The sequence below is a fragment of the Sphingobacteriia bacterium genome, from assembly GCA_017304685.1.
Lineage (GTDB): Bacteria > Pseudomonadota > Alphaproteobacteria > Rickettsiales > 33-17 > JAFKLR01.
In genome coordinates this window covers 69614-83053 of record JAFKLR010000004.1, presented here as the reverse complement: position 1 = coordinate 83053, position 13440 = coordinate 69614, and the positions used below count along the sequence as shown (strand labels likewise).

Genomic DNA, 13440 nt, shown 5'->3' with positions numbered 1-13440 from the left:
AAAATTACTGGATTAGAAGTGATAATATAATGCAAAATAATAATAAAAATATCCATGTATTAGCTAGAGGGGTAGTAATTGATCAAGGTCACATATTATTATGCAGAACGCTTGATCTAGCTATTAATTTTTATTTTTTACCTGGTGGCCATATTGAGTATAATGAAGCTGCCCAAGCCACAGCTCTACGAGAATTTCTTGAAGAAACGGGTGCTAAATGCCAAATCAAAAGATTTTTAGGTTGCCTTGAATATAGTTTTGAACCAGGACATAGTAGTATATGTCATAACCATGAATATAATTTTATCTTTGAACTTGAATCACCTGATTTAAAAGCTTTTACTAAAATTATACAGCTTGAGCAACATATTGAATTAGTATGGATGCCATTTAATAAACTAAATGAAATAGATTTTAGAGCTGAACCCCTTAAAGAACTATTACCTGCATGGTTAAATTTAGAGCAGGTTAATGTATTTAAAAGTATTATGAGGAATAATTAGGGATGAATAAAGTAATCATTATAAATGGGCCGTCTTGTGCTGGCAAAACAACCATAGCTAAAGAAATAAGTAAGCAATCTGGTAATAAATTTGCCCATCTACAAATAGATAAGACTGCTGAATATTCTGGCACAATTTTTCCGCCAGGTTTTGAATTTGCTGAAAATGAAATAGGAACAGAAAATAATGATGATGGAGATAAAGACTTATTTAATAATAACCGGTTAGCAAGAAGAAAAGTGGTTGCATCAATATTAATTGCCACAGCCAAGCAATTATTAAATCAAGGTATCGATGTGGTAATTGATACAGCCTTAGATGGTCCTGATGCTAAAAACTTAGCTAAATATTATCTTGAATATTTAAGTGATTATAATATCAAATTTATAGGAATTTATTGTCCTTTAGAAGAAAAATTAAAAAGACTTAAAACAAGGACAGACAATCTACATTTAACAGAAGATTTCGTAAGACAACAAACCCAAATTTATAATGTCTTCGAGCTAAACAAAGACTTGTATGATATTTGGTTTGATAGTTCAAAATTAAATGGTAAACAAATAGCTGAGAAAATTAGATTACTATTATAAATCCTCATTTAAAATATTTTTAGCTATTGCTCTTAAAGTAACATCGTCAATTTCAATTTTCTGAGGTTGCTGGTTTTTTTCTGTAGATATGTTATTATAACTCTGTCCGAGTTCTGATTTACCAAGATGAATTAGCATCTGAACGTTACCATTCATTGCTACTTCCATTTGTTTAATTCTGATTGCTGCATGTCTTAGAGCAATGCCATCTTGCAGTACTTTTTGTACAGAGGGCTGGTTTATTATTCTTTGGTAAAAGGTATCATTTGAAACGCTTAAATATTCTCTTATTGCTTCATTGGAGAAGTTAAAGAAAGAAAGTGGTAGTAACTCATTAATCTCGCTGCCAGTTAATATAGATTTTGATCTAGGTCTACCTTTGGGATTATTTGATTTTCTCACTTTTCTCTCCGTTAACTAAAAATTAATTATGAATACCCCATCGTTTTAGCACTTGAATTGCTTGTAAATATTGCTCTTCTGGTGGGATAGTGCTGCCTTTTAATAATAGCTCATTTTCAAGGTAATGGCTTGTTATTTCGTCAAAAGCGGCTTGTCTTGCTTTATTAATATCTACATTGCCATCATAATGCATAATACTAATTCTTTCTTCATATAAGTCTAAATAATATTCCTTAGAGCTATGTGAATTATTAAGAGCCAATAAATTTTTTATACTTAATTTTTGTTTGGTGACACAGGTGACACTATTTTGACAATTGTTATTAATGTTTGCCATATTAAGTTTACTAATATTACAGAAACCCTGGGGATTAGCTATAATTTTATCAGTATTTTTTATAATATTATCTACTTTATTAAAAAAATGCGTCACCTGTGTCACCTTTAATATATATTATTTAATTTAATTCCTTGCAGCATGCGTCTACCCTGATTGCCTCTAACAGTGATAACATTCAATCTTTTTAATCTAATAGTGAATGTTTGATGAGAAAGAGGGTTTTTATTTCCATTATCATTCATCCAATTGCAATACTGATTATACAGTTCTTTAGATAATAATTTACCTTCACCGATTATACAGCATTGTTCGATAAATTGCAGGAAAGGATCATTTTTCTTCCACTCTTTTACTAGCTCATATGAAGAAGGAGGAATAGTGAAGTAATCACGCCTTAATAATCCTTCTAAAGCATTTAACATTAAGTTAAAAATTCCTGGTTTTTCTTGATCTAGCTTTTGTATTAATGTTGAGTCGATTTCATCCTTAGTAAATTGGCGATTGAAGGAAATAATAATAGCTCTTCGGTCAATTGCATCACTATGATCTTTGGAATAAGGTAGATGATTAGTAGCAAATATTGGGGTAGCATAAGGTTCAAACTCAAAAGGATCCTGAAATTTATGCTGAGCAATCATTCTTTCACCTGAAGTTATGGTTTTAATTGCTTCGTCTGGAAGTTGTTCTCCCTCTGCTATTTCAGTAACAATGTTTGCTAACTTGCCGTATAGCTCTGCAGTTAGAAATTTATCTCCAAGTTGGGAAAGCTTGACAGATGATATATTGTCAGCCCCTAACAAGCTTTTTATTATGTTCAATAATACTGATTTGCCATTGCCTCCCTCGCCAATTAAGATAAAGAATTTTTCAAATCGACATTGTTTAAGCAGTATATAGCCCATCATCTCTAGTATTAATATCTTTTTGCTCTCTTTATCTGGATCATAAATAAAAATTTCTTCTAAAAATTGTTCAAATCTAGGGGCAGTAGCATAAGGATCATAATCAACGTTTAAACAAGTAGTATTATATAAAGATTTATCATGAAGCTTTTCAATAAACTTACCTTCTTCCCAAGCTAAGCGAATGTTTTTTGTAATAATAGATTCACTATTTTGATTAAGTACAATTTCAGGATCATATAATTCGGTTTTAACCAAATCTAAAATGGAATCTACTTTTTGTTTGGAAGCTTCTTTATATTGATTTTGTAGGATCTTTTGGATAGTTTGTTTAAATAACCTATCATGTACTTTATGCCATTTATTAACTTTATATTTATATAAATTATTATTAACATATATAATGTTATCTCTACCAAGATGGTCAATAGTTAAATTTACAAGGGTGAATTGGTTATCTAATATCTCCAGTATTCGCCAATCTAATTCTTCTAGATTTTTAGACTCCTTGCAATGAGTGAGTAGTTCATTAATCCCCAGCTCAAGAGTCCTGGCTATCTTGTTAAGCATTTTACGTTTAGAGGTTATTTTTAGGTCGCCTGATAAAATAATACTTATAGCTTCATTAATGTAATCATTTTCATTAGTAGGTCTTGTAGTGTTATGCTTGATAGGTTGTACAGAAAGATCTATACTATAAATGATATTAGATAGGTTATTTATTATCCATTCAGCTGTGATGCCTCCTTCCAAGGCATCACAAAGATCATAACCGTTAGGTATGTTTTCGAAGTTAGGTTGTAATAGCATTTTGTAACCCCCACAGCTTTTCAGTTTGTATAATATGTAATTCTTTCACCCCTATATTTTTTAGGAGCTCAATAACCTTATCTCGATACTTAATGCCTGCCTTATCACAGTCATAACTTATATAGATGATGCGATTATGTAAGATGCTCCAATCAGACTTATCAGCTGCATTGCTTCCGCCAGATGAGGTGGTTACTACCCACTCAGAAAAAGCTTTCCTTGCAGCCTCTACAACTTTTTCTCCTTCAACTATTAAAATTGGTTTATAGGGAAAATTAAGAATATCTGGAAGGTTATATAATGGCCTTAAAAAATCTGGCCATTTTATCACCCATCTACATTCTCCATTTTTCAATTTGATATAACAATAAGGCAGTATGTCTTTTGTAATTTTTCCAGTCCTTGGGTCTAATTTATCCCAGCGTAGCACATAAAAGCTTAATTGATCTTGATCATGGTAATAACTGTAGATGGCTGTAGGTATTTGGCCTTTTATAACATTACTAATAGATAATGGAGTTTGTGGTACTACTCTGAATGTTTGCTTAATATTCATACTTTTGCTCCTATAATATCTAACAATTCAAGTAAGGCTTCTTGTTGGGACTTTCGTCTCAGATAGGCATAAAAGGAAATTATATCTCCTCCACCAATTCCTTCGGCAAATTCACACCATTTACCAGTTCTTAAGTTAAATTTAAAAGAACCTAAATTGCTATCAGCTCTATTAGGATTAGTAGCTACATACTCGTTACCAACCACTTTCCCACCAGGAAGGATCCTGTGTAAAATACTACTATGATTTCTCTCTAGAATGGCTTTACCCTTTTGAAAAATATCTTTTTGGGAATATAAAAGTTTAATACTCATTACTTTCTCCATTATTACTGAGTTGATGAGTATTATCCTGTATAAACTTTTCGACATCAGCTAATCTGTATCTGACTAACCTCCCAACCTTTACTACTGGTAAATTGTATCTTTTGGTACATTTCCAGATAGAAAGTGTATTTTTCTTAATCCCAAGTATCTTAGCTAATTCCTCAGAATCAATAAGTGCTTCTATTGTATTAGGTAGATTTTTATTAAGTGGGGTAAAAGCTAATTTTGATTTAGTTTCTGCTTTTAAAGCTTTTAGGCAAGCATGATAATCTTTAATATTTGACTCTTTTCTATAAAAATTCATTATTTATCTCCAATAAAGGTTAATATTACTCATTGGTAATTTATCAAAAAGCTTGATGAAAGCTGTTCTTCTATAAATATTTATTGAGTAATATGTATTTTTATAAGGGAGTTAAATGTATTAGAAAAATAGACTAACTTGGTAATACTAATCACCTAGTTATTCTATAAATTGTTACGACGATCTTAAGACTTCAGCTCTTTAATATAAGTTTCTACAACATTAGGAAGATCAATATATAAATATTTATTTTCCTCATTTTCTGGATCTGTTACTATTTCAAGAAAATATTTGCAAAATCTGTAAAATTTTGAATTTTGTTTACCCTGGTTGTCTTTGTAATCTTTTATATCTCCCAGGTATTTTTTAAACAATTGAGCCATTGAGTAAATGTAATCTTTTAATATTTTATCCGGCCAATGCCCACCCTTAATTGGTTTGATATTTTCTAAATGGTGAGCATGTACATCTATACAATAATTAATATATGATAGGATATTATCAAAAGAGTTTTCTAAAGATTTTTTTGCTTGAGCGTAATCCTTAATTGAAGAGTTTATTTTTTTTGCATGGTCTTCTATTAGGTTATAATCATAATCTCTTAAGAGAGCTGAATAATTGGCACAACATATCAGACTTTCAAGTTCAATCAACAGCTCGCTTATTATATTTAGAAGATCACTCATATCTTGATGTATGTGTTTTTTAATATTACCACCTTGCCATAATGCCGCAGAAGTTCTTTTGTTATTAGCTTGTTTTGATTGTATATTGAATAATTTTTCAGTACTTAATCTCAATTGGTATTTCGGTAACCAACTTTCTAAGATAAATTTAATACTTTTATTTAACTCTAATCTTTGGTTTATATTGAAGCTACAGTTAAATTCTTGCTCAATAATATTTAATTTGTGATTAATATGGTCTTCTAAATCAAGTTCTGATATAAAAGCCCCTTTATAAGACGATATAAGATTTATTTGCTCATGCAATCCCTTAATAGTATCCAAAAGATTACCGAGAGCGATAACTTTCTTTTTGGGCATAAGACTCTCCTATTATACATTTTATTTGTAGAACATATGTAGAACATGTAATTTAAAAAAATGAGGCGATTTGGAAAATAAGGCTTAAAACCTGGTGGAGCCAGGCGGAATCGAACCGCCGACCTTTTGAATGCCATTCAAACGCTCTACCAACTGAGCTATGACCCCTTGTACCTAGTAATTAAAAGCTTTTAACATAAAATTTTCACAAGTCAAATTTAAAATATTAAATAACAAATTGCAGCATTTGCAAGCTTATAGGTAAAGATATTGACATTCTATAAAACCTAAAGTAGATTTCTCTAAACATAAAGTTAATATCATGAAGAGTATTATACTTTTTTTAACAGTTGTATTTTTGCTCTCAGGTTTTGTAAAAGCAAATTCTGAACCTTTTTTAATCTCAAATAATAATTTAAATAAAAGCATTTTAGGGAGTTTATTACTTAAAGGACCCTATTTTATAAATTTCAGTATAAGGGTTTTAAATAATAAGACAGTAAGGGAATAGTGCAAAAAGATATTGGCCTAATATTTTAGGGATTAAATTTATAAGGTAATAACTTCTGTATTAAACGGAGATAAAATGGAAATACAAACAGATCGTACCCTTATTCGACCATTTAAAAAACAAGATTTATTAAGTTTACATATATTACATTCTGATCCTGAATTAATGCAACACATGCCATTTGGGCAAAGAAAAAATGTTGAAAAGACTAAACAGGATATTGAAAATTATATTTCATTTTATGATAAATATGGGTTTAGTAAAATGGCTATTATTGACCTAAGCACCAATGATTTAATAGGTCGTGCCGGTTATTCTTATTTGCCAGAAAGCAATGAGCTTGAATTAGGGTATTTATTAGCTAAGGAGTATCAAGGAAAAGGTATGGCGACAGAGGTGGGTAAAGCTTTAATTAATTATGCTTTTAACAACTTAAAGTTAAACAGATTGGTAGCTTTTACGAGTTTAGAAAATTTTGCTTCCCAAAGAGTATTAGAAAAATGCGGAATGAAGTTTTATAAAATTGAGGAAATTTTTGGTATGATTGCCAAATTTTATGAAATTAAAAATGAGATATAAAAGAATAATGATTTTAGGGCGTCCTGGAAGTGGCAAATCTACTTTTGCATCAAAACTAGGCAAAAAATTTAATCTAAAGTTATATCACCTTGAAAAATATTTTTTCATAGATAATTGGGGAGAGAGAAATAAGGACGAATTTCACAAAATTCAACAAGAATTCGTGAATGAAGATAATTGGGTTATTGATGGTAATTGCTTGTCTTCCCTTGAAATGCGTTATGCAAAAGCTGATTTAGCAATTATTTTTTATTATCCAATCTCTGTAATTTTATTAAGGCTATTAAAAGCAAAATTTTATAAATATAAAAACACCAAACACATAACAGAAGAATATAAAGAAAAAATTAGTTTAAAGCTTTTATTTTTTATTTGGAATTTTAAAAGGAGAGTAGAAGATAAATTAGAATATTTAAAACGTAAATATCCGCATGTGGTATTGTATAAAATAACTAATGATAAAGAAGCGGAGCATTTGTTTGAATTACTTAAATCCGATAGTAAAATAATTAGTAATACGAAGTGCAGTATATAAATGCTAAAAGAGTTACTAAATTTTGAAAAAAATATTTTATTATATTTAAACTCCGTTAATGATTGGAATAGCTTATTAATTGATTATGAAAAACCAATAACCGAAAGATTATGGAAAAATTTTAATAATCATAGGGTGTATTTACATCGTATTTATCCATGTAATAAAGAAGAGGCGTTTTTTCATCCGCATCCCTGGCCTTCCGCAATTAAAATAGTAAATGGTACCTATGAAATGTTTATAGGTACTAGTGATAATGAAAATAGACCAAAATTTAAAACAAAAGTAGTGTTAACTTCAGGTTCTTATTATGAAATGTTAACATCAAATGAATGGCATTCAGTAAGGCCCATTAATAACTATACTTATTCAATAATGATCTCAGGAAAACCATTTATTATAGGGGAAACTCCTAGACAATCCCACTTAAAACCACTTTCAGAAGAGAAGAAAAAGGAAATTTTTGATTTTTTTCTAGAAAATTATACTTCTTCTAGTAACTTATAAATTTTATTTAAATCTTTTTCTAAAGTTCTAGGTATTACAACAAAAGGGTTATTAATTAAGTTATTTGGGTCATAGATTAAAGGTTCGTGTGTAATTAAATCAATTATTTCAAATCCTGCTTCTTTTAAAATTGCATGTCCAGCCGCAATATCCCAAATACATGAATCATTAAATCTAATATAAAAATTATGTTTATTAATAGCAATTCGCCCATATTTAATTGCTGATTTAACTTTTGTTATCTCTTCTGCATTAATTAAATTAAAAATTTTCTTTTCAATTTCATTTAAATTATTTTTATTAGTAATTGCATGAATTTTTTCAGAAGGGGAATTTATATCAATATTACTTTTTACTCCTTTTCCTTTTTCTGCATAATAAAGTTCATTAGTAATAGGAGCGTAAATAATGCCCATGATGGGTTGATTATTTTCTATTAGAGCTAGTGAAATACAGAATTCTGGCTCATTTTTTATAAATTGTTTAGTACCATCAAGCGGGTCAAGAAGCCAGAATGTATGATTGCTTTTATCAAAATCATCGTATTTTTCTTCGCTTATAATTGGAATGTCAGAAATTTTATGTAATTCACTAACGATAAAATCATTTGTTTCCCTATCTGCAATTGTGACAGGAGAATCATCTTCTTTTATATAAACAATAAAATCTTCGCCGTAAAAATTTTTTAAAATTTCTCCAGCTGCTAAACAAATTTTAATTGCTTCTTCTAATAATTGATTATTCATAATATTATATTCTAAGATAAACAAATTATAACTTAAAGTTTTTTATTTATGATAGCTAATTTAATAATGGGTCTTGTATTCGGCATTTGGATTGCAAGTTATACTTCAAGCGTATTTTATAGATTGCCAAGAAAAATTCCTCTTAATGGAATTCATGAATCTGGCTTTAAGCCTTTTTGCTCAACGTGTAAACATCCTTTAAAATTTTATGAATATTATAGTGTAATTTCATGGTTTTTTTGCGGTAAAACTTGTAATTATTGCAGTGAGCCAATAAACCCAATTTATAGAATTAGTGAAACAATCGTAATACTCTCATCTACCTTACTTGCCTATTATTTTGGTATGAATGAATATTACTTTTTACTATTTATTTTAGCTATACTTTTAATCATAACAAATTCTATTGTATTTTCTAATTATAAAATTCCTGGAATTTTATTTTTTCTAATAATTTCTTTAGGTGGAATATATACTACTTATATAACTCATGAAATATTCGACTGGGTACTAGAAGGGTCGATATATATTTTCTTAATATTACTTTTAGCAAAATTTAATTTTCTTAAGCTTGATTTTGAAAGTTATTTATTGCTTATTTCTGCAGCTTCGTGGTTTGGATTACGTGCAGAAATTTTTGCAATAAACTTATTAATAAGTACTTGCCTATATTATTTGGGGTTAAAGTTAAGTAAGAAAGCATTTGATATGAAGATAATAAAACTACTTATCTCTATTTCTTTATTTGCAACTACAATAGTAAAAAGTCTAAGCGTTTGAATCTCCTTCATCCATCTCAGGAATAGATAATTCACTATTTTCGCCACCATCTTTATTACTACTAATAGCATAAACGCATAGATCTTCAAACGATACACCATTACGATCAGCTATTTCTTTTAATTTAGAAATACTATCCATTACTTCTTGAGGAATTTGTCCGCCTCTTTCTTTTGAAAGCCAATCAGCTTGAAAGTGTAAAGGATGATGCTTGTCTTCAGGAGCGCCAATATAAATAGTAAAAGGAGCAACTTGACCGCCAAAATTACATGGTACTGTGAATTTCTTCATAACTACTCCTATATTCCTCTATCAGTATCAATTCCTTTAGGTATGTTTTTCTGAGCATGAACTAAAGCTACCCAAAAACCTAATCCTTTATTCATAGTGCTTTTAAGTGCTTCAAGTAAAGGTCTTCTATCATTAAAAATTTTACTTTGCCATGGTTTTGAAAGCCCTGGATCTTCATCAATAATATTAATCATACGAGCAGTATGCGTTTCAATTTCATCAGCGTATATTATTTTTCCAAACTCATTATCAAGGTAATTGTGGTTAATAATGTGTTTTCTTTTAAAATCTTGCTTAATTTGCTTTTCAGTTTCAAGGTCAAGCTTTAGCAAATCTTCAGGTTTAAAGAAAAAAGCTGTAAATTTATTATATTTTTTATCGAAGCCATCAATGCCATATTTTTTATAAATTTTGGTATAACGGTATCTTAACCCCTGCTTAAATAAAAAGTAGAGGGTAAATGTTATTAAAATAAGTGATACTATTAAATACCAGTATTTATAATCCATTACCAAAGCACCGTTTAAAAGAATCTTTTATTTTTAATAATATTATAGCATATTTTTGCCCTGTTTCATAGCTATTTTCTAATTTTAATATTTCCGTATCTAGTTGAATTATAGGTAAATTTAATTTCTTCGATAAATTTTTAGCTGTAGGTAGATTATGAGGGTTATCATAAAAAATGCATCTTAAATTGTTGTTAGTTTGATACTGGTTAATTTCTTCTAAAACTTTTGGTGATAAACTAGTTTCTGAATGTAAGTCTAAGTCAATAAGAGCCTGTAAATTATACCTATTTGTAAAATAATTTAAAGAATTGTGTAAAATTATTGCTTTATAATTCTGTAAACTTTGGAGCTCTTTTTTAATTTGCGCATCTATGGTTAAAAGATTTATTCGTAATTTATTATAATTACTAGTAATTTCTGTTTGATAATTGGGTAATAATTTAATTCCTTCTTCTTTTATTTTTTTAGCAATTTTTATAGTGTTTTCAACATCAAGCCAAATATGAAAATCTTTATTGGGTAAAATTTTTAAATCCTTTATTTGCATGAGTTTTAATGAGTTTGAAGCTTTGAGTTTATCAATCCCTACCTCAAAATTTTCATCCAAATAAATGAAAAGATCAGCGTTTTTAACTACTTCAATATTTTTTGGTGAAAAGGAATAATGATGGTGAGAAGATCCTTCAGGCATTATATTAGTAACGTCTGCAGTATTGCCTAAAATATCTTCAGTAATTGCTGAAATGGCGGAAAGGGTAGTAACTACATTTAGCTTATCTTTTGCTAATGCATGGTTGTAAGAAATTAAAAATACTAATATAATGCTAAACAATTTTTTCATTTAAATACCTAAAAAACGATGAATATTATAGAACTTACTAGTGTAAGCTTAAAGATTAAACAGAGGAAGATATTAGAGAATATTAGCTTCACTGTCAAAAACAAAGAAATAGTAACCATAATTGGACCTAATGGCAGTGGAAAGACTTCGCTTGTTAAAATAATAGTAGGGATAATTGACGATTTTTCAGGTAAAATTAATAAATTGCCTAATTTAAACATAGGTTATTTACCCCAAAAATTTGTGGTAAAAGATATTATGCCAATTACTGTTAGAAAATTTATTAATGCTTTTATAAATGATCTTACTAATAGCGAAGTAGAGGAAATTATTAAAATTACTAATATAAAGTCTTTACTTAACACTCAAGTCTCAAATTTATCTGGTGGTGAGCTTCAGAAAGTGCTACTTGCAAGAGCATTAGTTACCAAGCCCAACTTATTAGTTCTAGATGAGCCAGCGCAAGCAATTGATATTCCAGGACAAATAGAATTATATAATTTACTGGGGGAAATAAGAGAAAAATTTGGAATCAGTATTCTTTTAGTTTCGCATGATTTACATATTGTTATGAAAGCGACTGATAAAGTTATTTGTATTAATAATCATATTTGCTGTTCTGGGAAACCTGAAGATGTATCTAAGAGTAAGGAATATTTAAAATTTATTGGTGATGCTGATATAACGGCTTTATCAATATACGAGCATCACCATGACCACAGACATTAATTAACCAAGATCAGTTGATTTACGTTGCGCTTCTTGTTTTGCTTTCATGTGGTCTGCATTACCAGCTTTTGCTGTAACTTCATTACCTTTTTGTTCTTTTATTTCTCTAAGCCCAGGTTTTACCGAATTTAATTGCTCTTTAAAGCTTTCGAAATCGGCACGACCTTTCTTAATATCACCTTTAGCTTGATCGTAAGTTTTATCAATATTGTCTTTAGCTTGTTTATAAATTTTGTCATTTTGTTTATTTGTTTTTTCCGCGTCTTTTTCAACGCCTTTTATTTGTTCATCCAAAATTTTATCTTGACTTTTTACTGTTTCATGAACTTTATCTTTAATTGAACTTAATTCTTTACGAGTATTTTGAAGTTCCCCCAACTTAATATTTAAGTGACCATTTCCTTTAAGAGTTCTTTCAGGATTTGCTTCTAAGCCTCTAATAGCTTTATTTAATTCACTAACTCTTTCATTTAAAGCTGTTTCTAATTCTTTAGGGGACATGTCTTTAATTGCATTTTCGTCCATAACTAAGCCCTTAGTTAAAGCTTGCATATTATTACGTTTAATTGTATTAACACCCTCTTCTTTGATAATATCACTAGTATTTTTAAGTTGTTCAATTGTATCTTTTTGCCAAGTGTCTACTATTTTATCCATGTCTTTTTTGCCCTGCTTAACTTCTTCGCGAGCATTATCTTTTTCAGTTTTAAAATCTTTTTTCTCTTCCTTATAAGCTTCTTTCGTTGCTTTATTTTCCTCGTACTTTTCTCTTATTTTTTTACCTAATTTATAACCTCCAAAGCCGAGTCCACCTAGCGCCGCTGCACCAAGGGCTATTGGATTCATCAAAGCAAATATAGCTCCTACTAAAACTAAGCCTTTACCCATTGGAGAAAGATTTTTAAACCAATTTAATAAACCACCTTTCTTTTTTTCTGTATCTTGAGCGTTTTCAGCATTTTCAGCATTTTGAGCTGTATCTTGAGTTTTTTGATTTTTGTCTTTTTTATCTTTTGAATCTTTTGGCATAACATCTCCAATATTTAGTTTATGTTAATATGTTAGCATTTTTTAAATAAATAAGTCAAATTAAATACCTATTAATATTAATATTGCCAAGCTTTTCAGACAGATATAATGTAGGAAAAATCATAAAATATGGGTAATTTAATAAAATGTCTGAAAATTCAAAAATTTATCTTGCATCTGATCATGCTGGGTTTAAACTTAAAGAAATTATAAAAGAATATTTTATAAAAGGTGATCAAGCTTTCATTGATTTAGGTACTACTTCAGAAGAATCATGCGACTATCCTGACCTCGCTTTAAACTTATGTGAAAGATTAGAAAGTGAAAAAGAAGGTATTGGAATACTTATTTGTGGTAGTGGTATAGGTATGTCAATAGCAGCTAACAGATATTCCCATATTCGAGCAGCATTATGTATAAATGAAACTATGGCAAAACTTGCCAGAGAACATAATAATGCTAATGTTTTAGTATTAGGAGCACGATTAATTGATGAAAAATCTAATATAAAATGTGTAGAAACCTTTATAAATACAGCTTTCGAAGGAGGAAGACATATTGAAAGAGTAAATAAACTAACAAATCTTAGGAGCAAATGACA

General features: G+C 29.2%; 20 protein-coding genes and 1 tRNA gene. 8 read left to right on the top strand and 13 right to left on the bottom strand.

Features of this window, described 5'->3' with window-relative positions; translation table 11 throughout:
- The first annotated feature begins 29 nt into the window (after positions 1–29).
- Together J0H68_05735 and J0H68_05730 are read left to right on the top strand one after the other, a co-directional pair.
- Positions 30–503: an NUDIX domain-containing protein gene (locus J0H68_05735; GenBank protein MBN8828189.1), complete on the top strand. Its 474-nt coding sequence runs from the start codon at positions 30–32 to the stop codon at positions 501–503.
- A gap of 2 nt (positions 504–505) precedes the next feature.
- A complete protein-coding gene (locus J0H68_05730) occupies positions 506–1093 on the top strand; it encodes an AAA family ATPase (protein MBN8828188.1) in 588 nt (195 codons plus the stop codon).
- On the opposite strand, the gene J0H68_05725 is transcribed toward J0H68_05730, so the two are convergent.
- From J0H68_05725 to J0H68_05690, 8 genes are all read right to left on the bottom strand, one after another.
- Entirely contained in the window at positions 1088–1495 is a 408-nt protein-coding gene (locus J0H68_05725) for a hypothetical protein (GenBank protein MBN8828187.1), read from the bottom strand. The two genes, J0H68_05730 and J0H68_05725, sit on opposite strands and share 6 nt — an antisense overlap.
- A 22-nt stretch (positions 1496–1517) precedes the next feature.
- A complete protein-coding gene (locus tag J0H68_05720) occupies positions 1518–1928 on the bottom strand; it encodes a hypothetical protein (protein ID MBN8828186.1) in 411 nt (136 codons plus the stop codon).
- An 11-nt stretch (positions 1929–1939) separates the two neighbouring features.
- A complete protein-coding gene (locus J0H68_05715) occupies positions 1940–3547 on the bottom strand; it encodes a hypothetical protein (GenBank protein MBN8828185.1) in 1608 nt (535 codons plus the stop codon).
- Entirely contained in the window at positions 3531–4103 is a 573-nt protein-coding gene (locus J0H68_05710; GenBank protein ID MBN8828184.1) for a hypothetical protein, read from the bottom strand. Before J0H68_05710 ends, J0H68_05715 begins: the two co-directional genes overlap by 17 nt.
- Positions 4100–4384, bottom strand: coding sequence for a hypothetical protein (locus J0H68_05705; protein MBN8828183.1), 285 nt, complete (start codon positions 4382–4384; stop codon positions 4100–4102). The genes J0H68_05710 and J0H68_05705 overlap by 4 nt, the downstream gene beginning before the upstream one ends.
- A 22-nt stretch (positions 4385–4406) precedes the next feature.
- On the bottom strand, positions 4407–4733 hold the full coding sequence (locus J0H68_05700) for a helix-turn-helix domain-containing protein (GenBank protein MBN8828182.1): 327 nt from the start codon (positions 4731–4733) through the stop codon (positions 4407–4409).
- Positions 4734–4918: 185 nt separating this feature from the next.
- Complete coding sequence (locus J0H68_05695; protein MBN8828181.1) at positions 4919–5779, bottom strand: hypothetical protein; 861 nt, start codon at positions 5777–5779, stop codon at positions 4919–4921.
- A gap of 92 nt (positions 5780–5871) precedes the next feature.
- Positions 5872–5947, bottom strand: a tRNA-Ala gene (locus J0H68_05690).
- 418 nt (positions 5948–6365) lie between these two features.
- On the opposite strand from J0H68_05690, the gene J0H68_05685 reads away from it, so the two are divergent.
- Genes J0H68_05685 through J0H68_05675 form a run of 3 tightly spaced genes read left to right on the top strand, consistent with a single transcriptional unit; the run spans position 6366 to position 7911 of the window.
- Positions 6366–6869, top strand: a complete 504-nt coding sequence (locus J0H68_05685; protein ID MBN8828180.1) for a GNAT family N-acetyltransferase — start codon at positions 6366–6368, stop codon at positions 6867–6869.
- Positions 6847–7404 (top strand): hypothetical protein, encoded by a 558-nt coding sequence (locus J0H68_05680; protein MBN8828179.1) that lies wholly within the window; start codon positions 6847–6849, stop codon positions 7402–7404. Before J0H68_05685 ends, J0H68_05680 begins: the two co-directional genes overlap by 23 nt.
- Positions 7405–7911: a hypothetical protein gene (locus J0H68_05675; GenBank protein ID MBN8828178.1), complete on the top strand. Its 507-nt coding sequence runs from the start codon at positions 7405–7407 to the stop codon at positions 7909–7911.
- Here J0H68_05675 and J0H68_05670 read toward each other — a convergent pair.
- Positions 7887–8657, bottom strand: coding sequence for a 3'(2'),5'-bisphosphate nucleotidase CysQ (locus tag J0H68_05670; protein MBN8828177.1), 771 nt, complete (start codon positions 8655–8657; stop codon positions 7887–7889). The two genes, J0H68_05675 and J0H68_05670, sit on opposite strands and share 25 nt — an antisense overlap.
- 48 nt (positions 8658–8705) lie before the next feature.
- Between J0H68_05670 and J0H68_05665 the strand changes: the two genes are divergently transcribed.
- Positions 8706–9437 carry a prepilin peptidase gene (locus J0H68_05665; protein ID MBN8828176.1) on the top strand — a complete coding sequence of 244 codons (732 nt, stop codon included), beginning with the start codon at positions 8706–8708 and terminating at the stop codon, positions 9435–9437.
- Here the strand turns inward: J0H68_05665 and J0H68_05660 are convergent.
- Genes J0H68_05660 through J0H68_05650 form a run of 3 tightly spaced genes read right to left on the bottom strand, consistent with a single transcriptional unit; the run spans position 9426 to position 11081 of the window.
- On the bottom strand, positions 9426–9728 hold the full coding sequence (locus tag J0H68_05660) for a DUF2610 domain-containing protein (protein ID MBN8828175.1): 303 nt from the start codon (positions 9726–9728) through the stop codon (positions 9426–9428). The two genes, J0H68_05665 and J0H68_05660, sit on opposite strands and share 12 nt — an antisense overlap.
- 8 nt (positions 9729–9736) lie before the next feature.
- Positions 9737–10237 (bottom strand): hypothetical protein, encoded by a 501-nt coding sequence (locus J0H68_05655; protein MBN8828174.1) that lies wholly within the window; start codon positions 10235–10237, stop codon positions 9737–9739.
- Complete coding sequence (locus J0H68_05650) at positions 10227–11081, bottom strand: zinc ABC transporter substrate-binding protein (GenBank protein MBN8828173.1); 855 nt, start codon at positions 11079–11081, stop codon at positions 10227–10229. The genes J0H68_05655 and J0H68_05650 overlap by 11 nt, the downstream gene beginning before the upstream one ends.
- A gap of 18 nt (positions 11082–11099) precedes the next feature.
- On the opposite strand from J0H68_05650, the gene J0H68_05645 reads away from it, so the two are divergent.
- Positions 11100–11810 carry a metal ABC transporter ATP-binding protein gene (locus J0H68_05645; protein ID MBN8828172.1) on the top strand — a complete coding sequence of 237 codons (711 nt, stop codon included), beginning with the start codon at positions 11100–11102 and terminating at the stop codon, positions 11808–11810.
- On the opposite strand, the gene J0H68_05640 is transcribed toward J0H68_05645, so the two are convergent.
- Positions 11811–12839: a hypothetical protein gene (locus J0H68_05640; GenBank protein ID MBN8828171.1), complete on the bottom strand. Its 1029-nt coding sequence runs from the start codon at positions 12837–12839 to the stop codon at positions 11811–11813.
- A gap of 146 nt (positions 12840–12985) precedes the next feature.
- Here J0H68_05640 and rpiB point away from each other — a divergent pair, with 146 nt between their 5' ends.
- Positions 12986–13438: a ribose 5-phosphate isomerase B gene (rpiB, locus tag J0H68_05635; GenBank protein MBN8828170.1), complete on the top strand. Its 453-nt coding sequence runs from the start codon at positions 12986–12988 to the stop codon at positions 13436–13438.
- Positions 13439–13440: the final 2 nt, after the last annotated feature.